General features: G+C 66.7%; 14 protein-coding genes and 1 pseudogene. 8 read left to right on the forward strand and 7 right to left on the reverse strand.

The window, feature by feature from the left end:
- Positions 1 to 81 precede the first annotated feature (81 nt).
- The 4 genes and pseudogenes from QA639_RS01685 to QA639_RS01700 form a co-directional block, all read left to right on the forward strand.
- Complete coding sequence (locus QA639_RS01685; protein WP_157348425.1) at positions 82 to 567, forward strand: hypothetical protein; 486 nt, start codon at positions 82 to 84, stop codon at positions 565 to 567.
- Between the two features lie 234 nt (positions 568 to 801).
- Entirely contained in the window at positions 802 to 1,584 is a 783-nt protein-coding gene (locus tag QA639_RS01690) for a phosphatase PAP2 family protein (protein ID WP_050383589.1), read from the forward strand.
- A gap of 142 nt (positions 1,585 to 1,726) precedes the next feature.
- The gene (gene argG / locus QA639_RS01695) at positions 1,727 to 3,064 is read left to right on the forward strand and encodes an argininosuccinate synthase (RefSeq protein ID WP_283089045.1); all 1,338 of its coding nucleotides are present in this window, start codon (positions 1,727 to 1,729) and stop codon (positions 3,062 to 3,064) included.
- Positions 3,065 to 3,243: 179 nt separating this feature from the next.
- Positions 3,244 to 4,230, forward strand: a pseudogene (locus QA639_RS01700) (IS30 family transposase); the annotation flags it as partial.
- Positions 4,231 to 4,269: 39 nt separating this feature from the next.
- On the opposite strand, the gene QA639_RS01705 reads toward QA639_RS01700, so the two are convergent.
- Positions 4,270 to 4,860: a TetR/AcrR family transcriptional regulator gene (locus QA639_RS01705; protein ID WP_346283750.1), complete on the reverse strand. Its 591-nt coding sequence runs from the start codon at positions 4,858 to 4,860 to the stop codon at positions 4,270 to 4,272.
- Between the two features lie 93 nt (positions 4,861 to 4,953).
- Between QA639_RS01705 and QA639_RS01710 the strand changes: the two genes are divergently transcribed.
- Together QA639_RS01710 and QA639_RS01715 are read left to right on the forward strand one after the other, a co-directional pair.
- Positions 4,954 to 5,319, forward strand: a complete 366-nt coding sequence (locus QA639_RS01710; protein ID WP_157348764.1) for a nuclear transport factor 2 family protein — start codon at positions 4,954 to 4,956, stop codon at positions 5,317 to 5,319.
- A 114-nt stretch (positions 5,320 to 5,433) separates the two neighbouring features.
- Complete coding sequence (locus QA639_RS01715) at positions 5,434 to 7,191, forward strand: alkaline phosphatase (RefSeq protein ID WP_283089046.1); 1,758 nt, start codon at positions 5,434 to 5,436, stop codon at positions 7,189 to 7,191.
- Between the two features lie 294 nt (positions 7,192 to 7,485).
- Here the strand turns inward: QA639_RS01715 and QA639_RS01720 are convergent, their stop codons facing one another.
- The 6 genes from QA639_RS01720 to QA639_RS01745 all read right to left on the reverse strand — a co-directional run bounded on the left by QA639_RS01720 (position 7,486) and on the right by QA639_RS01745 (position 16,337).
- A complete protein-coding gene (locus tag QA639_RS01720) occupies positions 7,486 to 9,813 on the reverse strand; it encodes an OmpA family protein (RefSeq protein ID WP_283089047.1) in 2,328 nt (775 codons plus the stop codon).
- A 230-nt stretch (positions 9,814 to 10,043) separates the two neighbouring features.
- The gene (locus QA639_RS01725; RefSeq protein ID WP_244978882.1) at positions 10,044 to 10,277 is read right to left on the reverse strand and encodes a hypothetical protein; all 234 of its coding nucleotides are present in this window, start codon (positions 10,275 to 10,277) and stop codon (positions 10,044 to 10,046) included.
- A 109-nt stretch (positions 10,278 to 10,386) separates the two neighbouring features.
- A complete protein-coding gene (locus tag QA639_RS01730) occupies positions 10,387 to 10,773 on the reverse strand; it encodes a VOC family protein (protein ID WP_283089048.1) in 387 nt (128 codons plus the stop codon).
- 216 nt (positions 10,774 to 10,989) lie between these two features.
- Positions 10,990 to 11,847 (reverse strand): FkbM family methyltransferase, encoded by an 858-nt coding sequence (locus tag QA639_RS01735; protein ID WP_283089049.1) that lies wholly within the window; start codon positions 11,845 to 11,847, stop codon positions 10,990 to 10,992.
- A 30-nt stretch (positions 11,848 to 11,877) separates the two neighbouring features.
- Entirely contained in the window at positions 11,878 to 13,929 is a 2,052-nt protein-coding gene (locus tag QA639_RS01740) for an ABC transporter ATP-binding protein/permease (protein WP_082190490.1), read from the reverse strand.
- Positions 13,930 to 14,192: 263 nt separating this feature from the next.
- Positions 14,193 to 16,337 carry a hybrid sensor histidine kinase/response regulator gene (locus tag QA639_RS01745; RefSeq protein WP_283089050.1) on the reverse strand — a complete coding sequence of 715 codons (2,145 nt, stop codon included), beginning with the start codon at positions 16,335 to 16,337 and terminating at the stop codon, positions 14,193 to 14,195.
- A gap of 332 nt (positions 16,338 to 16,669) precedes the next feature.
- Between QA639_RS01745 and QA639_RS01750 the strand changes: the two genes are divergently transcribed.
- On the forward strand, positions 16,670 to 16,957 hold the full coding sequence (locus tag QA639_RS01750; protein ID WP_283089051.1) for a FeoA family protein: 288 nt from the start codon (positions 16,670 to 16,672) through the stop codon (positions 16,955 to 16,957).
- On the forward strand, positions 16,954 to 18,828 hold the full coding sequence (gene feoB / locus QA639_RS01755) for a ferrous iron transporter B (protein WP_283089052.1): 1,875 nt from the start codon (positions 16,954 to 16,956) through the stop codon (positions 18,826 to 18,828). The genes QA639_RS01750 and feoB overlap by 4 nt, the downstream gene beginning before the upstream one ends.
- Positions 18,829 to 18,864: the final 36 nt, after the last annotated feature.

Consider the following 18,864-nt stretch of genomic DNA (forward strand, 5'->3'; position numbering starts at 1 on the left):
AAGACGTGGATGGCCGGGACAAGCCCGGCCATGGACGGTGGAGGATCTCGTGTCAACGTTGTCCAATGATGGGATGACCTCATGGCCTTGATCGGCCGCCTGTTAGTCGTCGCCTTCGGCTTCCTGATGGCCTGCTTCGTGGCAGGGATCATCGTGGTCGTCGCGGTGCTGTATCCCGAGATCAGCGATTTCGGCGGGCAGATCGACCAGAGCGCGGTGAACGTCGTGCTCGGCTTCGGTTTCATCTTCATCTCGGGTTTTGCACTGCTGCCGGCGCTGATCGTGGTGCTGATCACCGAGGCGTTCTTCATCCGGAGCGTGCTGGCCTACGCCGTCGGCGGCGCCATCGTCGGCGCGGCCTGTTATCTCGGCCTGGTTCCGTTCGATCCCGATATGATGCAATTCCACGGCATCGTGCGCCGGCACATGGAGATCATGACCGGCGCCGGCATCGTCGCGGGCCTGGTCTACTGGCTGATCGCCGGCCGCACCGCCGGCGCCTGGCGCGAGCCGTCGCGACCGTTGCCGCCGCCCCCGCCCTTGCCGTCGCAATCGCCGCGGCCGTGATGACAGCTCTCACCCTCCCCTGGAGGGGAAGGGTCGTTGCGCATGGAGCGGAGCGCAATGCGCAGCGGGGTGGGGTGATCTCTCAATTCGGGCAGTGCAGAGGCGGAGAGACCCTCACCCCGCCCCGTCTCACATTTCGCTCCGCTCAACGTGAGCCGACCCTCCCCCTCCAGGGGAGGGTAAAGAATGACCGCGCACTTTTCATGCTCATCCGCCTCGGCTAAACCGCGCGCCATGAACCGGACCGGACTTTTCATCGCGCTGGCGCTGGCGCTCATCGTCGGCATCCTGTTCGGGATCTATCCCGAGCTCGACCTGAAGCTCGCGGCCATGTTCTACGATGCCGCGCAGAAGACCTTTCCGATGAAGCTCGACGCGGTGGCATCGTTCGCGCGCGATGCGGCGATGTGGATCGCCTGGGCGCTGGTGCTGCCGGCGATCGTGACCATCGTCTGGAAATTCATCCGCCCGGACCGGCCGATGCTGATGTCCGGCCGCGCCGCGGTGTTCCTGCTCACCACGATGCTGCTCTCGGCCGGCGTGCTCACCAACCTCACCTTCAAGAATTATTGGGGCCGGCCGCGGCCGGTGTTCGTGACGCAGTTCGGCGGCGACCTGCAATTCGTGCCGTGGTGGGACCCGCGCGGCGGTTGCCCGCGCAACTGCTCGTTCTTTTCCGGCGAGGGCGCCACCGCGTTCTGGACCTATGCGCCGGCGGCGCTGACGCCGCCTGTCTGGCGGCCGCTGGCCTTCGCCGGGGCCACCGTGTTCGGCATCGTCACCAGCGGGCTTCGCATGGCCTTTGGCGGCCATTTCTTCACCGATGTGGCGATCGCAGGCCTGGTGTCGTTCTTCACGGTCTGGCTGTTCTACGCGCTGATCTACCGCTGGGCAGCGACCCGGCTGACCGACGCCCAGGTCGATGCCGCGCTGACGCGCCTTGCGATGCCCGGCTACCGGTGGATGCAGCGCTGGCGCCGGGGCGGCAAGGCGGCGTCCAGCCAGCCCGAGGCCTGATTTGGGTCTGATTAAAGGCGTGCCCCGCCAGCGGAAATTTGATATTCGCCGCAGAGCATGATCCGGAAAAGTGGAAGCCGGTTTTCCGAAAGATCATGCTCAGAACAGAAACATCATTGATTTCGACCGATTGGACCGTCCTATGAGTACGATTCTGAAAAGCCTGCCCACCGGCGAAAAAGTCGGCATCGCGTTCTCGGGCGGGCTCGACACGTCGGCGGCGCTGCTCTGGATGAAGCTGAAAGGCGCCAAGGTCTTCGCCTACACCGCCAATCTCGGCCAACCCGACGAGGCCGACTACGACGCGATCCCGCGCAAGGCGATGGATTTCGGCGCCGAGAAGGCCCGCCTGGTCGATTGCCGCACCCAGCTGGTCCATGAGGGCATCGCCGCGATCCAGTCCGGCGCGTTCCACATCTCGACCGGCGGCATCACCTATTTCAACACCACGCCGCTCGGCCGCGCGGTGACCGGCACCATGCTGGTCGCGGCGATGCAGGAGGACGGCGTCAACATCTGGGGCGACGGCTCGACCTTCAAGGGCAACGACATCGAGCGCTTCTATCGCTACGGCCTGCTGACCAACCCGAGCCTGCGCATCTACAAGCCCTGGCTCGACCAGCAGTTCATCGACGAGCTCGGCGGCCGCGCCGAGATGTCGGCGTTCATGACCGCGCAAGGCTTCGCCTACAAGATGAGCGCGGAGAAGGCCTATTCGACCGACAGCAATCTGCTCGGCGCGACGCATGAGGCCAAGGATCTCGAGAGCCTTGCGAGCGGCATCACCATCGTCAACCCGATCATGGGCGTGCCGTTCTGGCGCGCCGACTGCGACGTCAAGCCCGAGAAGGTCGTGGTGCGGTTCGAGGAGGGCCAGCCGGTCGCGCTGAACGGCAAGACGTTTGCGGATCCGGTCGCGCTGTTCCTCGAAGCCAATGCGATCGGCGGCCGCCACGGCCTCGGCATGAGCGACCAGATCGAGAATCGCATCATCGAGGCGAAGAGCCGCGGCATCTACGAGGCGCCCGGCATGGCGCTGCTGCACATCGCCTATGAGCGTCTCGTCACCGGCATCCACAATGAGGATACGATCGAGCAGTACCGCATCAGCGGCATGAGGCTCGGCCGGCTGCTGTACCAGGGCCGCTGGTTCGATTCGCAGGCCTTGATGCTGCGCGAGACCGCGCAGCGCTGGGTGGCGCGCGCCGTCACCGGCGAGGTGACGCTCGAGCTGCGCCGCGGCAACGACTACTCGATCCTTAACACCGAGAGCCCGAACCTGACCTATGCGCCGGAGCGGCTCAGCATGGAGAAGGTCGAGGACGCCGCCTTCACGCCGGCCGACCGCATCGGCCAGCTGACCATGCGCAACCTCGACATCGCCGACACCCGCGCCAAGCTCGGTCTCTACAACAAGACAGGCCTCATCTCGAGCGGCGAAGGCTCGCAGATCTTCCAGCTTGAGAACGATAAGGACTGAGGCGGCGCTCTCTCGCCTCGTCGTCCCGGGCAAGCGAAGCGCGACCCGGGACCCATAACCACCGGCCGTGGTTTATGAAGCACGCTGGTGCTCCAGCGCGCTTCCACGATCCCTTCCTGTGGTTATGGGCCCCCTGAGTTCACAAACGAAGTGCAACACTTCCTTGAGGAGGTGTTGCCATGGGGCGGAGTTACAAGCAGCTCTCTCTGGACGACCGATGCGAGATTGCCTGCCTATCGGCCAATGGCAGCTCGGTCCGGCAAATCGCGGCAGCTCTGGATCGCTCGCCATCAACGGTCTCTCGGGAATTAAGGCGCAATCGGGGGAGCCAGGTCGGCTACAAGCCAAACTATGCCCAGCACCAGATGCGAGCGCGGCGCTGGACGGGCGGACGCCTCGAACGGGAGCCCGGCCTGCGCCGCGCGGTGTTGCAACGCCTTCGCCGGGGCTGGTCGCCCGAGCAGGTCGCCGGCCGGCTGGCCCGCGAGTCCGGGCGCAAGGTGATCTCGCACGAGACCATCTACCGCTTCATCTATGCCCAACTCAGGCGCACCACGGATTTCAACTGGCGGCGCTATCTGCCGCGCGCCAAGAGCAAGCGCGGCCGCCGCGGCAAGAGGGGCGGCAGCCCCGCAAGCTTCATCGAAGGCCGTGTTTCCTTGGCAAATCGGCCGATCGAAGTGGCCGACCGCAGCGTGCCCGGACACTGGGAGGCCGACCTGATGATGTTCTCGAAATACGGTCAGGCCGTGCTGACCGTGCACGAGCGCACCTCGCGTCTGCTGCTCGGCATCCGCCTTGCCAGCAAGGTCGCGCGCGGTGTCGCCCGCCATCTCGTGGGCTTCTTCGCGACCCTGCCACAAGAGCTGCGCCAGACCGTGACCTTCGACAACGGCACCGAGTTCGCCGGTCACCTGGCGCTGCACCGCCTCTCGATCGAGACCTTCTTCTGCGATCCCCACGCCCCCTGGCAGAAGGGCGGCATCGAGAACGCCATCGGCAGGATGCGCCGCTTTATTCCCCGCAAGACCGATCTCGTAACCCTCTCGACCGCCAGATTCCGCCAGTTCATCGCCGCCTACAACAACACCCCGCGCAAATGCCTTGACTACCGCACGCCTGCCGAGGCTTTTGCTCAAGTGTTGCACTTCGAATGTGAATCCACCTCCCGGCTTTCGCCGGGACGACGTGGGGATGAATATCGGCTACTTCACCCTGAGCGCATCCAGCAGCGAGCGGAACGCCCGCGCGTAATCGGTGCCGGTCTTGCCGATGTCCGGCCCCGCGGAGACCGCAACCGCCGCCTCCGTGACCGCGCCGAGCAGCAGTCGCGCCAGCGGCTCGATCGGCTCCTTGGCGATCACGCCCGCGTCCATCGCGGCGGCCAGCGCGCGCGGAAACTTGCCGCCGAAATGCTTGGCGTCGATCTCGCGCCAGCGTTCCCAGCCCAGCACGGCGGGGCCGTCGCGCAAGATGATCTGGCCGGTCGGGCCTTTCGAGCACGCCGCGAAATAGCCCTGCGTGCCTGCCGCCATCGCCGCGAGCGGATCGTTCTCGGCGCGCGAGATGCGGTCGAGATCGGCGACGAGGTCCACCGACACCTGCTCGAACACCGCTTCGAACACCGCCTCCTTGGTCGGGAAGTGATGATAGACTGCGCCCTTGGCGACGCGCGCGCCGGCGGCGATGTCGTCCATCGTCGCAGCGGCGAAGCCGCGCTCGCCAAAGATGCGCCGCGCCGCCTTGACGATGGCGGCTCTGGTTTTCTCGCGCCGTTCGGCCTGGGTTGCCATCATCCATCTCTAGCCCAGGTTCCGTAGCGGCGCCAGTTGACTTACCGACTCTTGGTCGATAAATACCGACTATCAGTCTGTAAATGGAGAGTGCTTATGCCCTCGCTTAGGACGTTGCAAGCCTTCGCTGACACGGTGGAATCCAACGATCATGTCGGCGCGATCAGGAATTTCTATTCAGTCGATGCCCGCACCCAGGAGAATGACGGGGAGTGGCGCGTCGGCCGCGAGGCGCTGGCGGCGCGCGAGGCGGCGGTGCTGGCGGCGGTCGCTGGCGTCAAGACCACGCGGCTCGGGCCGCTTTTGCTCGAGGGCGATCATTCGGCGATCTGCTGGCGCTTCGAATTCACGGCCAAGGACGGCAAGGTCCGCAGCATGGAGGAGGTCGCCTGGCAGACCTGGCGCGGCGAGGAGCTGGTCGAGGAGCGCTTCTTCTACGACCCGCAGCAGATGGCGCGCTGAAATCGCGCCGGCTCTTGCGGCAATACGCCCCGGCGGCGCCTCATTGCGCCGTCATTCGGCGCCACTAGCCTCCGCCCCGATGCGCATGGATGCGCAAGGAGCGGAGCATCGATCATGATCAATCGAGTTGCCGGCGTGGCCGTCACGCTGGCGTTGTCGGCAGCGCCGGTGTTCGCCCAGACGATCTATCCGATCGACCGCGCCGATATCCTCGTCGGCGCCAAATTCGACTTCAAGGTCGAGCTTCCCGGGGTGGTCGATCAAGCCAGGCTCAAGGTCACGCTGAATGGCGCTGACTATGCGACCGCTTTCGGCCAGTCCGGAACATTCACCGAGCGGGAGGCTGGAAAAGACCAGTCGGCGCTGTTGCTGCGCGATGTCTCGCTCGCCAAGCCCGGGCAGGTCGCCGTCGAAGTCAGCGACGGCGCGCAGGGCCGGAAAGTGACCTGGACCGCCTACGACACTGGCGCGCGCAAGGCCAGGAACGTGATCCTGTTCATCGGCGACGGGATGTCGCCGTCGCATCGCGTCGCCGCGCGAATCCTTTCCAAGGGAATCGCGGAGGGCAAGAGCCGCGGCAAGCTCGCGATCGACGACATGCCGCATATGGCGCTGGTTGCGACCGCGGGCTCGGACTCGATCATCACCGATTCGGCGAATGCCGCGAGCGCTTACGCCACAGGCCACAAGGCCGCGGTCAATGCGCTCGGCGTCTACGCCGATCGCACGCCCGATCCGCTCGACGATCCCAGGGTCGAGACCATCGCGAGCCTCGCCAAGCGCCGGGCGGGCCTCGCCGTCGGCATCGTCACCAACACCGAGATCGAAGATGCGACCCCGGCGGCGATGGTTGCGCATACCCGCCGCCGCGCCGCCTATGACGCGATCGTCGCGCAATATTTCGACGCGAAGCCCGACGTGCTGATGGGCGGCGGCTCCGCGAACTTCCTGCCGCAATCCACGTCCGGATCGAAACGCAAGGACGATATCGACTATCTCGCGCGCTTCCGCGATGCCGGCTATCCGGTCGCGACGACCGCAAGTGAACTGACCACGCTCGCGGCCAAAGCTGATACCCGCCAATTGCTCGGCCTGTTCGCCGCCGGCAACATGGACGGCGCGCTCGACCGCAAATTCCTCAAGGGAGGCGGCGTCAGGAAATTCCCCGAGCAGCCGGACCTGACCGAGCAGGTCCAGGCCGCGCTGACGGTGCTGTCGAAGCACGAGTCCGGTTTCTTCCTGATGGTCGAGTCCGGCCTGATCGACAAATACGCCCATCTGCTCGACATGGAGCGCGCGGTCTACGACACCATCATGCTCGACAATGCGGTGCGGGGGGCGAAGGACTGGGCCAAAGCGCGCAACGACGACACGCTGATCCTGGTCGTAGCCGACCACAACCATCCGAACGGCCTGGTCGGCACCATCAACGACGACATGGCGGCGACACCCAACGTGCCGCTGCGTGAGCGCGTCGGCGTCTATGAGAAGGCGGGCTTCCCGAATTATCCGGCGCCGGACGCCGAAGGTTATCCGTCACGCGTCGACGTCAGCCGGCGGCTTGCGATCTTCTCGGCCAGCCTGCCGGATCACTACGAGACGTTCCGCCCGAAGCTCGACGATCCGAACGAGCCGACCGTGAAGGGCGACCAGCCCGACACCTTCAAGGCCAACGACAAGTACAAGGACGTCCCCGGCGTCGTGCTGCGGTTCGGCAATCTGCCGGCGATGATCGGCGCCAGCGTGCATTCCGGCGAGGATGTCATCCTCACCGCGACTGGGCCGGGCAGCGAGCGCGTCCACGGCTCGATGGACAACACCGAGGTGTTTCGCGTGATGGTCGAGGCGCTGGGGCTGGGCGCGGGGAAGTAACGCATGATGAGATTGAGACGAGGCATGCCCGCTGTACCTCTCCCGCTTGCGGGGTCGAGATGAACAAGGTTTGCTGTTGGAGGGTTAGTGTGAGCATCGAGGCTTCTCCAACTTCCCCTTAAAGAGGGGAGGTCGCTTTGCTCGCGAGTGCAAAGCGGGTGGGGATCTGCTCTCTCCGCAGCCACCGTCACCCGCGGCTGACCCCATCCCGACCTTTCCCCCTTTCAGGGCGAAGGAGAACAAACAAAAATGGCCGGGGTCGCTCCCGGCCATTTCGTAACGTGATGTCGCGGCTCAGCGCGGCGGCGCGGCGGAGGCAGTGCCGCCGTTGAGCAGCGGGGTGATGCGGCGGACGGTGACGCGCCGGTTGATGCGGCTCGGTCCGTCGGTCTGCTCCTTCGGATATTGCGAGCCGTAACCCTGCGAGGTCAGGTTTTCCGCCGGCACGCCGAATTGCTGCGTCAGCAGTTCGGCGGCGGATTGCGCGCGGCGGTCGGACAGCGACAGATTGTCGGTGTCGTTGCCGGTCGCATCCGTATGGCCCTCGATCAGGAACACCTCGCGCGGATTGCGCTGGATCGCCCGGTTGAGGCCGTCGGCGATCACTTGCAACCTCGCCGCCTGGTCCGGTGGGATGGTCCACGATCCCGAGTCGAAGTTGATCGTGTTGACGTCGATGCTCGGCATCTGCATGCGGACATTGGGGCTGTAGCGGATCTCGTCCAGCGAGTAGCGCCGATCGATCCGCTGCACCGGCGGTGCCTCCATGGTCTCGTAGATCACGTCGGGCGATGCGTCCTGAGCGTCGACGATGTAGCGATCATAGGGAATGTTGACCACCGGCGGCGGCGCGTCGACATAGAAGCCGCCGACCGCCCGCGGATCGCGATAGCTGTTGTCGATGATGACGACCTCGCGTCCGCCGGTATCCCTGCGAATACGGCGCAACATCTGGCCGTCGGAGCCGACCACGGTGATGATCTCGCTGCCGTCGGGACGAACCACGACGGTGCGGGTTTCGCCGCCGACCGTCTCGGTGCGGATGTCACGCGCGCCATAGCGGAAGCGATAGACGTCGTCGCCGCGCACGTAGGCCTGCCCGCCCGGATCGCGGATGATGACGCGGTCCGGCTCGGTGTAGATGGTGCGGCCGCCTTCGACGACCTCCTGCCGCTGGCTGTGCAGGTCGGCGATGCTTCCGCCGATGATGGCGCCGGCCACCACGCCGGCGCCGACCGCGGCACCGATCGCGAGCGGCTTGATGTTGTCATGCCGCGGAGGCGGCGGCAGCGGCGCTGCGACCGCTGGCGCGGCGCGGAAGGCCGGCGCAACCGTCGGCGGCGCGTATTGCGCGCGGCCGGGCGGTGGCGTTGCGGCGGGCGAGCCGGGAACGACCGACGGCGCCGGCGCGCCCATGGCAGCTCCCTGGGCTGGCGACACGCCGGGCGCAACGCCCGGTCGTGCCGGTTGACCCGGAGCCGGGGTCGCGCCAGGCGCGCCCATTGCCGCGCCCGGGGTCGCAGGCGTTCCGGGCGGTGTCGCCGGACGTCCCTGCTGACCTGGCGCCGGTGGCGTCGGCGTCGCGCCGGGTGCCGGAGGCGTTGTTGCGGCAGGCGGGGTGCCTGGACGTGCGGGCTGTGCGCCGGCTGCCGGAGGCGTCGGTGTCGCACCGGGAGCTGTCGCGGCGGGCGGAGTGCCCGGTCGTGCCCCTGCTGCCGGAGGCGTTGTCGTTGCCGAAGGCGCGGGCGTTGACGTCGCCGCGGGCGGCGTGCCCGGCGGTTGCTTGGCGCCGCCAGGACGCTCACCGCGTTCGCCACCCGGACGATCGCCGGGGCGGCGTTCGGCCGGCGCCGTGGTCGGAGCTCCCGGCGTTGCGGGCGTCGGTGTCGGCGTTGCCGCCGTGGGCGGGGTGCCGGGACGTGCTGCCGGCGCGGCATTCGGCGTGGCGCCAGGCGCCGGCGTCGGCGGCGTGTGCGCGGGTCCTGCGCCGGGCGGCGGCGTGCCGGGTCGCTGCGGTGCTGCGGCCGGCGGCGGTGGCGTCGGCGTGGGATGTGCGGGGGCGGCCGCCGGCGGTGGCGGGGTCGGCTTCGCAGGCGCTGCTGCGGGCGGCTCCGGCCGTGCCGGCGACGGCGCCGGTTTCGCGGGGGCAGCCGCGGGCGGAGGCGGTGTAGGATGTGCGGGAGCAGCCGACGGCGGAGGCGTCGTCGGGCGCGCCGCAGGCGGCTCGGGCCGTGTGGGAGCCGGCGGCGGTGCCGGATGTGGTGCGGCTGCCGGAGGCGGCGTCGGCTTTGCCGGTGCGGCCGCGGGCGGCTCGGGCCGGGCAGGTGCCGCAGGCGGGGTCGGCTTCGCGGGCGCTGCGGCCGGCGGAGCAGGATGCGCGGGTGCCGCGGCGGGAGGTGGCGCCTGCGGATGCGGCGCTGCGGCCGGCGGTGCGGGACGTGCAGGAGCACCCGGCGCGCCCGGCGCTGGCCGCGCCTTCGGCTTTCCGTCAGGTCCGGTTTCTTCCTTCTGCTGCGCCTGTGCGACGACCAGCGGCGAAGTTTGGGCGTGCGACGCTGAGGTGGCGAACTGCATCACCGTCAGCGCAGTCGTGGCAAGCAGCACGAGACGAAGCTTTGTCATTGTCTAGGAGTCCCCGGCGGAAAGTCTGGGCAGGAAAGCAAAGTGAGAACCGAACAATTCGGCAGGACGATGAACCGCCAGCCGTTAGGCCGGATTGTGGCGAGCCACGAATCATCGGCGAAGTTTATTTCGACATTATAACGGGTTGCATGTGTGGTTGTTCACCGCGCGTTCAGAAGAAACGCGCCGACACATTTGCAATCGACGTGGAACTTGGGCGCAAGAGCGACTCACCGGCCGGCGAGCCGATCTGTCGCAGGCGGCGGGCCGGACGGTCCAGGCGGTCCACGCACCGGTGATTCGTCGGGTGTCTTGCCGGGCAACTCGTCCGGTCGCGACGGCTCGCCGGGTTCGCGCACCGGCTCCGGAACCTCGGGGCGTGGACTGCCGGGCGGAATTCCCGGCGGCGGTTCGCTCGGTGTGCCCGGCGTCGTCGGTGGAATCTCGGGAGGCTCGATCGGCATCATATCGAGGCCCCGCGGCGGTTGCCGATGGCAGATCGCGTCGCGCGCATTGATCGCTCCATCGAAGTTCGCAGCGACAACGGATCGCGCGCCGCGGCGTTCCGATGTTTCACCCGGGCGTGTGGCAGACCGCCTCGATATTGTGGCCGTCGGGATCGAGCACGAATGCGCCGTAATAGTTCGGGTGGTAATGCGCGCGAATGCCGGGCGCGCCGTTGTCGCGGCCGCCGGCCGCCATCGCGGCCTTGTAGAAGGCGTCGACGGTGGCGCGGTCTTTGGCCGTGATGGCGATATGCACCGGCTTGTTCATCGCGCCTTCGCCGCCGATCCAGAAATCCGGCTTGCCGTCGGCGCCGAAGCCCGCGGCGGGCGCGTGCCCGGTCACCTCCGCGGGCACTTCCATGATCAGGCCGTAGCCGAGCGGCGCCAGCGCCGTCTGGTAGAAAGCCTTCGCGCGTTGATAGTCGGAGACAGAAAAGCCGATATGGTCGATCATCGCGAGCCTCCCTTGTTGTGATGCACTTGCATCCGCGTTGTTTTACCTCCCCTTGGAAAGGGGAGGTCGCTTTGCTCGCAAGAGCAAAGCGGGTGGGGATCAGCTCTCTTCGCAGACAGTGTCATCTGCGGTTGACCCCCATCCCGACCTTCCCCCTTTCAGGGGGAAGGAGAAGACAAGCATCGACTGGCGCGGCCGATCTCAGCCGCAGACATCTCAGCTCCGCACCAGCAGCGTGTTGCTCCGCGTCCGGCCCTGCTCGACGTAACCGCGTGCATGCATGTCCGCGATGCAGTCGTCAGTCCATTCGTCCTTCGACAGATGCTCGATCACCACCGCGCCGGGCCACAGTGACTGCGGCGCGTCGCGGAAGAAGCCGATCAGCACGCGGTCCTCGAAACCCTCGACGTCGATCTTGAGTGCATCGACCTTGCTCGCGCCGGCCTCGTCGAGGATGCGTTGCAGCCGCAGCGACGGCACCTTGAACGCCTTGCCCGTCGGCATGCCGGTGACGATGTGGCTGGCGCCGAGATTGTCGCCGTCGGTCTCGATCATCAGTTCGCCATCGGTCGGGCCGGCGGCCGCCGCAACCAGGCGCACCTGCGGAAAGCCGGAGGCCTGGGTGTTGAACTTGAGCCGCGCATGCGTCACCGGATGCGGCTCGATCGCGATCACCTTGCCACCGGGCCCGACATCGCGCGCCAGCGCCAGCGCATAGGTGCCGACATTGGCGCCGAGATCGACGAAGGTGCCATCCGCGCCGACATGAGCCCGCAGGAAGGTGAGTTCTTCAAGGTTGTAATCGGGATTGAACAGCGCGCCGCGCTCGGTCGCGCTCGCCTGATGATAGAAGCGGAACGATGCGCCCTGATAGGTCACGTCGAGCGGCCCCGCGCCGAACAGATTGACGAGCCGCGAGAGCCAGGGCCGGAATGCGCCGCGCTTCAATCCTGAGCCATGCGCCAGGCGGATGATGGCGGCCTGCGCCGCATTGGGCGCGAAGGCGCCGAACGGCGCCGGCGATATGTCGTTGCTCGGGATCACGCATGGCCTCGTCAAAAGCGCGGCATGCATAGCCGGTTTTGACGGCAGCGCCAACGCCCGTTACGCCGCCTTGCCCGCTGCCTGCCGTTGCCGCAGGAAGCGGCCGAGCAGCCTTCGTTTGCCCTTGCGCGGGATCAGGTCGACGTCGCTGACCAGTTTGGCGCCGCCCTTGCGGCGCTCCAGCACGATCTTGCGGCTATGGAACGCTTCGAGCTCGACGCGGTGCGCGACGCTGACGATGGTCGCCTTCGGCAGTTCCGTCGTCACCGTCTCCATCATCTTGTCCTGGCTCTTCTCGTCGAGCGCGGACGTCGCCTCGTCGAGCACGACGATGTCGGGGGCGTGCAGCAGCAGGCGGGCAAAGGCGAGCCGCTGCTTCTCGCCGCCGGACAGGGTCTGGTCCCACGGCGCGTCCTCCTCGATCTTGTCCTTGAGATGGTCGAGGCCGACCTTGTGCAGGGCACGGCTGATCTCATCGACGCTCCAGTCCTCCGCCGCGCCGGGATAGGCCACCGCGCGTCGCAGCGTGCCGGAGGGCACGTAGGGCTTTTGCGGCAGCATGAACAGGCGGCGGTCTGCGTGCAGGCCGACACTGCCGCCGCCCCACGGCCACAGGCCGGCGATGGCGCGCACCAGCGTGCTCTTGCCGGTGCCGGATTCGCCGGCGACCAAAAGCCGCTCGCCCGGTTCGATCACCACTTCGGTCTCGCCGACCACGGCGGTGCCGTCGTCCAGCGTGACGGAGAGATCGTTGAGGCTCAGCATGGCCTCGCCCTCGGTCTCGCCGCGCTCGATGCGGCCGAAGCCGTCGCCGGTCTCGGCGCGTTCCAGCCCGTCAAGCGACAACATCAGCGAAGCGATGCGCCGTGCGCAGGCGTTCCAGTCGGCGAGTCGCGGATAGTTGTCGACCAGCCAGCCGAACGCGGTCTGCACGATGGTGAAGGCCGAGGCCGCCTGCATCACCTGACCGAGCGACATGCTGCCGTCGAGAAATTTTGGCGCACACAGCAGCAAGGGTACCACCGGCGCAATGAGATTCGATCCCTGCGACACCAGCGTCGTGCGCATGTGTTGCCCGGCGAGCCGCGCCCATTGCCGCAACACGTTCGAGAACGTCTTGTCGATGCCGTCGCGCTCCTCAGTTTCGCCGCCGAGCAGCGCGATGCTTTCGCCATTCTCGCGCACGCGGGTCAGGATGTAGCGGAATTCCGCTTCCGCCTGGTTTTTGTCCTCGGAGATCTGCACGAAGCTGCGGCCGATTGCCGCGATCGAGCCCGACGCGATCGCCGCATAGATGATCGCGGCAATGACCAGGAAGCCCGGGATGCTGATCGACGAGCCGCCCAGCGTCACCGTCAGCGCGCCGCCGATGGTCCAGAGCACGACGATGAAGGTGACGGCCGAGAGCAGCGCCGACGTCACGCCGGCGATGAAGTCGACCGGAGAATCGGTCGCGATCCGCAGATCCTCCGCGATCCGGTACTCCGGATTCTTGTGATCGCCGTCGACGAGGTTGAGCTGGTAGTAGCGGCCGTTTGTCAGCCAGCGCGACACGACGGCGTTGGTCAGCCAGGCACGCCAGCGCCGCTGGATGCCCATGCGGCCGAACACCTGCGCGACCCCCAGCAGCACGCTGCCGATCGCCAGCGGAAAGAAGATGGCCGTCAGGTGGAAGACACTGGCCGCGTCGCGCTTTTCGATCGCATCGAAGATCGCGCGATTCCAGACATTGATGCCGTACTGAACGGCGACATTGCTGACGATCAGCAGCAGCAGGCCGATCGTGAACAGCCACGCCAGCCGGTCGCCGCTTCGGCCCCAATAGCCGCGCGCGCTGATCCAGAACCGCGTCAGCAAATAGTCCTTGCGCGCCTGCTCGGCCTCTTCGGCCGACAATTCGGGATCGGGTTCGACGATTTCCGGCGGCGGCGGTTCGACATGGTCGCCGCCTTCGGCGATAACCTCGACAAATTCCGACTTCTCGTCCGCTTCGCTTGGCGCGGGATCCTTACGCTCTTGATCGGCCGCCTTTGCGCTCGCTTTCCGAGGCGATGCAGTCCTGGCCGACGACGGCCCGTCCGACGATTTGGATTTTGCCTCGGCTTTGCCCATGGCACGATAACGCCAGGCAAATTACCCGGTTCCGCCTCCGGCGGTCACTCGCGTGCTGCTCGGGTGATGACACCGCGTTGTTTGGTATCTTGAATCGAGAACCATCCTCATCGTCGTCCTGGCGAAAGCCAGGACCCATTACCCCGAATGCCAATTGTTGCGCGACGCTGGAGCCGCGATCCCGTTCCCAATCAACTGCGGTGGTTATGGGTCCTGGCTTTCGCCAGGACGACAGCGTGCTTGAGATGTGCCGCGCAACTACCTCACCCCGCCGGCGCCTGATCGCGCCTCAGCCGGCGCGAGCGCGTTGCCTTGTGCAGCACGCGCGCAAGCTGCTCGGCCGAATAGGGCTTCTGCAGCAGCTCGAAGCCGCCGTTGCCCTGTTGCGACAGCACTTGGCTGTAACCGGAGGCGAGCACGATCGGAAGATCGAGGCGCTGCCGGCGGATCTCTTCCGCAAGCTCGATGCCGCTCATGCCGGGCATCACGACATCGGTGAACACCAGGTCGAACCGGTCGGCGTCGACGGCCAGCTCCTCCAGCGCGTGGGTGGCGTTGTCCACCAGCACGCAGGTGCAGCCGAGCTGGGTCAGCGTGTCGGCGGCAAACTTTCCGACCTCGGCATTGTCCTCGACGATCAGGACCGATGCGCCGGTCCGATAGACCGAGGGCGCGTCGTCGGTGCGCTGCGCTCGCGCGCCATGCCCGCCGACGACGCGCGGCAGATACAGCGTGAATGTCGCGCCCTTGCCGACTTCGCTGGTGACGGTCACCTCGCCGCCCGACTGCTTGGCGAAACCGAACACCTGGGACAGGCCGAGGCCGGTGCCGTGACCGACCTCCTTGGTGGTGTAAAACGGCTCGAAGATGCGGCCGAACAGCTCCTGCGGAATTCCGACGCCGGTGTCGGTCACCGACACCGCGACATGGCCGGGCGAGTTCGGCGGCGTGCTGGTCGCGGACGGCAGTCTGTCCACGGCGCGGACCGCGATCGTGAGCCGGCCGACGCCGTCCATGGCGTCGCGCGCGTTGACCGCCATGTTGATGATGGCGGTCTCGAACTGGCCGGCATCGGCGTTGACGAGACAGGTCTCGTCCGGCACTTGCGCTATGATTTCGATGCGCGCGCCGATCAGGGTTGCGATCATCTCGCTCAGGGTGCGGACATTCTGGCAGGCGTCGAACACCTCGGGCTTGAGGGTTTGCCGCCGCGCGAATGCAAGCAGCTGGTTGGTCAGCTTGGCGGCACGGTTCACGGTGTTGGAGATCGCATCGATGTAGCGCTGCCGCCGCGGCTCCGGCAGGTCCGGCCGCCGCAGCATGTCGACCGACGCGCGGATCACGGTGAGCAGGTTGTTGAAGTCGTGCGCGACGCCGCCGGTGAGCTGCCCGAGTGCCTCGAGCCGCTGGCCGTGCCGCAATGCCTCCTCGGCCTCGATGCGCCGGTTGGCCTCCTCCTGCAGGCGCTGGGTTCGCCGGAAGGCGAGTGCGAGCAGGCCGAACAGCAGGGCGGTGGCCGGGATCCCGAAGATCAGGTGCTGGGCCATGGTCGACCTCCAGCGCGACTGGATCGCCGAGGTTTCGAGGCCGGCGCTGACATAGATCGGGTATCCAGCCAGCCGCTGGTAGCGCATGCGCCGCTCGATGCCGTCGGCCGGGGATTGGATCGTCATCGTCCCGGCTTCGGGATTGGCGACGATCTGCCGCCCGAGCGGGCCGCTCGGCTCGAACCGGACATCGTGGTCAACGGCAGGGAAGTGCGCCAGCACGGCGCCGTCAGTCCGGATCAGCGCCAGGAAGCTGCCGGGCTCGCGGCCGATCCTGGCGTAGAAATTCTCGAAATATTCCGGAAGCACGGAGGCCTGGATCACGCCGGCAAAGCTGCCGTCGTCGCCGTTGCGGCGCCGGCCGACGCTGAAGAACCGCGAGCCCAGATAAGGCGGTCGCGGCGTCAGCACCTCGCCGATATAGGTGCCGATGTCGCCCTGGGCATGGATCCGGAAGTAATCCCGGTCCGAGAAGTCGACGTCGGGGGCCGGCTGCACCAGGCTGTTGACGAGGGCACGGCCGTTGGCATCGAATACCCAGACCGATTTCACCTGGGGAAGCGCCATGGCGACCTGCCGCAGCCGCTGGTGCAGGCTCTTCTCGCGCGCGACGATATCGGCATCGCCCATGCCGCGGACGACCTCGGTGACCTCGGCGAGGCCTCGATCGATGGTCTCGAACACCTTCAGCGCGTGCTCATGGGCGACATCGAGCGTGCGCCGGATCTCCTGGTCGGCGGCCTCGCTGGTCGATATCCAGGACATTGCGGAGGCAAAAACGAACAGCGCCAGCGGAAGGGCCAGCGCGGCGGCCATCATCCATTGCAGCAGTCTCAGCGAATTGCGTTGTGCGGTCTGCACGGGCGCTCCGGCTCCGCGCGGACCATAACGCAAACCGTTGCGCGGGAGGAAGCGAAACGGCGCCGCCGGGCGCGGCGCGGACGCTCATTCGCCATTCCGCGACCTGTCAAGGTTACCGGAGGCCAACCCGGATCGATCAATTCGCAGCCGGCTCGCGTCCGGGGCAGCACGGGCGGCTGCGGCGCGGCGGTATCACGACCTCGTTAGCAGCTCGCCGGCAGTCAAGCGGAAAATCGGCCTGGATGGCGCTTCCGGGCGCTGTTTTTAGGAGTTCTAAAACCTCTCACGGGCAAACGCTTGACCCTGTGACTACCTGCTGAAAAACAGGCCGCATGACAGGCGATCCAAACAGCTCCCGGGATAAATTGCAGGACGTCCGGCTCGGACATGCGGATCGCGGTTTTGTCGGAAAGATCATCAGGCTCGATGCGCTCGTGACGGGCTCATCGCTGTCTCCGCAGGAGCTGGAGCAGCGCCTGGTCGAGATGGGATTTGTCGAGGGCGCGCGCGTGGAAATCCTGCATGAAGGCACGATCCGAAAGGACCCGATCGCGGTGCGCGTCGACAACATCACGATCGCGCTGCGCCGGAGCGAAGCCATGGCTGTGATCGTCGAATGACCACTGCATCCCTGCGCCTGGCGCTGGTCGGCGCGCCGAACACCGGCAAGACGTCGCTGTTCAACAGCCTGACCGGCAGCCGTCAGAAGGTCGCCAACTATCCGGGCGTCACGGTCGAGCGCAAATCCGGCGGCTTCGTCACGCCAGAGGGCCGCAGCGTGACCGTGTTCGACCTGCCCGGCACCTATTCGTTGCGCGGCCGCAGTCCGGACGAGGAGATCACCCGCGACATCGTGCTCGGTCGCTTCGACGGCGAGGCGGTGCCCGATCTCGTGCTCTGCGTCGCGGACGCCACCAATCTGCGGCTGACCTTGCGGCTGGTGCTCGAGCTGAAGCGGGTCGGTCGGCCGATGATGCTGGTGCTCAACATGATCGATATCGCGAAGCGCCGCGGCGTCACGATCGACATCGATCGGATGTCGCAGGAGCTCGGCCTGCCGATCGTGACGTCGGTCGCGGTCCGCAAGGGTGGCATCGACGAGCTCCTGAAGCGGACCGACGAATTCCTGGCCAAGTCGCATGAGGCGGCGGCCAGCGAGTGGACGACGCCGACAATCGCCGACCTCAAGGCGGCACAGCGCGAGGCGGACCGCATCATCGCCGCGGCGGTGACGCTGCCGACCAAGCCCGACACGCTGACCAACCGGATCGATTCGGTGGTGCTGCATCCGGTCTGGGGTCTCGTGATCCTGGCCGTGATCCTGTTCGTGATGTTCCAGGCGGTGTTCACCTGGGCGCAGCCCGCGATGGAATTTCTGTCGGACAGCTTCGCCGCGCTCGGGCAGCTGATCCACAATTTGCTGCCCGAAAGCTGGAGCCTGTTGCAGAGCTTCCTGCAGAACGGCGTGATCTCCGGCGTCGGCAGCGTGATCGTGTTCCTGCCGCAGATCATCATCATCTTCCTGTTCATCCTGCTGTTGGAAGATTTCGGTTACATGGCGCGCGCCGCGTTCCTGATGGACCGCATCATGGGCGGCGCCGGGCTGCATGGCCGCGCCTTCATTCCGCTGCTGTCGAGCTTTGCCTGCGCAATTCCCGGCATCATGGCGACGCGCGTCATCGACAACCGCCGCGACCGCCTGACCACGATCCTGATCGCGCCGCTGATGACCTGCTCGGCGCGCATTCCGGTCTACACGCTGATCATCTCCGCCTTCGTTCCGGCGACCACGCTGTGGGGTTTCGTCAACCTACAGGGACTCGTGATGTTCGGCCTCTATGCCGCCGGGATCACCAGCGCGCTGACGGTGTCGGCGATCGCAAAGTTCTTCCTGTGGCGCGACCATGCGCCGGCGCCGTTCATGCTGGAATTGCCCGACTACAAGATGCCGCGGCTGAAGAGCATCGCGATCGGCGTGTTCACCCGCGCCAAGATGTTCCTGTACCGGGCCGGGACCACGATCCTCTCGATGATGGTGCTGATCTGGTTCCTGGCCTCGTTCCCGCAGGCGCCGGCCGGCGCCGAGGGACCGGCGATCAATTACAGCTTTGCTGCGATGATCGGCCATGCGCTCGAGCCGCTGCTGCGGCCGATCGGCTTCAACTGGCAGATCGCGGTGGCGCTGATCCCGGGCATGGCGGCGCGCGAGGTCGCGGTCGCAGCCCTTGGCACCGTCTATTCGATCGAGGGCGGCAAGGAGGCGGCGGACCAGATCGGCCAGGTGCTGGCGCAGAAATGGACGCTGGCGACCGCGCTGTCGCTGCTGGTCTGGTACATCTTCGCCCCGCAATGCGCCTCGACGCTCGCGGTGATCCGCCGCGAGACCGGCGGCGCGAAGTGGATGGTGGTGACGTTCATCTACATGCTCGCGCTGGCCTATGTCGCGAGCTTCCTGACCTTCAATCTCGCGCAGGCGCTCGGCCTGCATTGATCGGCAACGCAGTTTCACCATCTCTATTCGAAACTG

The organism is Bradyrhizobium pachyrhizi, assembly GCF_029714545.1.
Taxonomy (GTDB): Bacteria; Pseudomonadota; Alphaproteobacteria; order Rhizobiales; family Xanthobacteraceae; genus Bradyrhizobium; species Bradyrhizobium pachyrhizi.

Excerpts from the sequence above, each read along its gene's own strand:
- QA639_RS01685 (WP_157348425.1), top strand. The coding sequence starts at position 82 with ATGGCCTTGATCGGCCGCCTGTTAGTCGTCGCCTTCGGCTTCCTGATG.
- QA639_RS01690 (WP_050383589.1), top strand. The coding sequence starts at position 802 with ATGAACCGGACCGGACTTTTCATCGCGCTGGCGCTGGCGCTCATCGTC.
- argG (WP_283089045.1), top strand. The coding sequence starts at position 1,727 with ATGAGTACGATTCTGAAAAGCCTGCCCACCGGCGAAAAAGTCGGCATC.
- QA639_RS01705 (WP_346283750.1), bottom strand. The coding sequence starts at position 4,860 with ATGATGGCAACCCAGGCCGAACGGCGCGAGAAAACCAGAGCCGCCATC.
- QA639_RS01710 (WP_157348764.1), top strand. The coding sequence starts at position 4,954 with ATGCCCTCGCTTAGGACGTTGCAAGCCTTCGCTGACACGGTGGAATCC.
- QA639_RS01715 (WP_283089046.1), top strand. The coding sequence starts at position 5,434 with ATGATCAATCGAGTTGCCGGCGTGGCCGTCACGCTGGCGTTGTCGGCA.
- QA639_RS01720 (WP_283089047.1), bottom strand. The coding sequence starts at position 9,813 with ATGACAAAGCTTCGTCTCGTGCTGCTTGCCACGACTGCGCTGACGGTG.
- QA639_RS01725 (WP_244978882.1), bottom strand. The coding sequence starts at position 10,277 with ATGCCGATCGAGCCTCCCGAGATTCCACCGACGACGCCGGGCACACCG.
- QA639_RS01730 (WP_283089048.1), bottom strand. The coding sequence starts at position 10,773 with ATGATCGACCATATCGGCTTTTCTGTCTCCGACTATCAACGCGCGAAG.
- QA639_RS01735 (WP_283089049.1), bottom strand. The coding sequence starts at position 11,847 with ATGCATGCCGCGCTTTTGACGAGGCCATGCGTGATCCCGAGCAACGAC.
- QA639_RS01740 (WP_082190490.1), bottom strand. The coding sequence starts at position 13,929 with ATGGGCAAAGCCGAGGCAAAATCCAAATCGTCGGACGGGCCGTCGTCG.
- QA639_RS01750 (WP_283089051.1), top strand. The coding sequence starts at position 16,670 with ATGACAGGCGATCCAAACAGCTCCCGGGATAAATTGCAGGACGTCCGG.
- feoB (WP_283089052.1), top strand. The coding sequence starts at position 16,954 with ATGACCACTGCATCCCTGCGCCTGGCGCTGGTCGGCGCGCCGAACACC.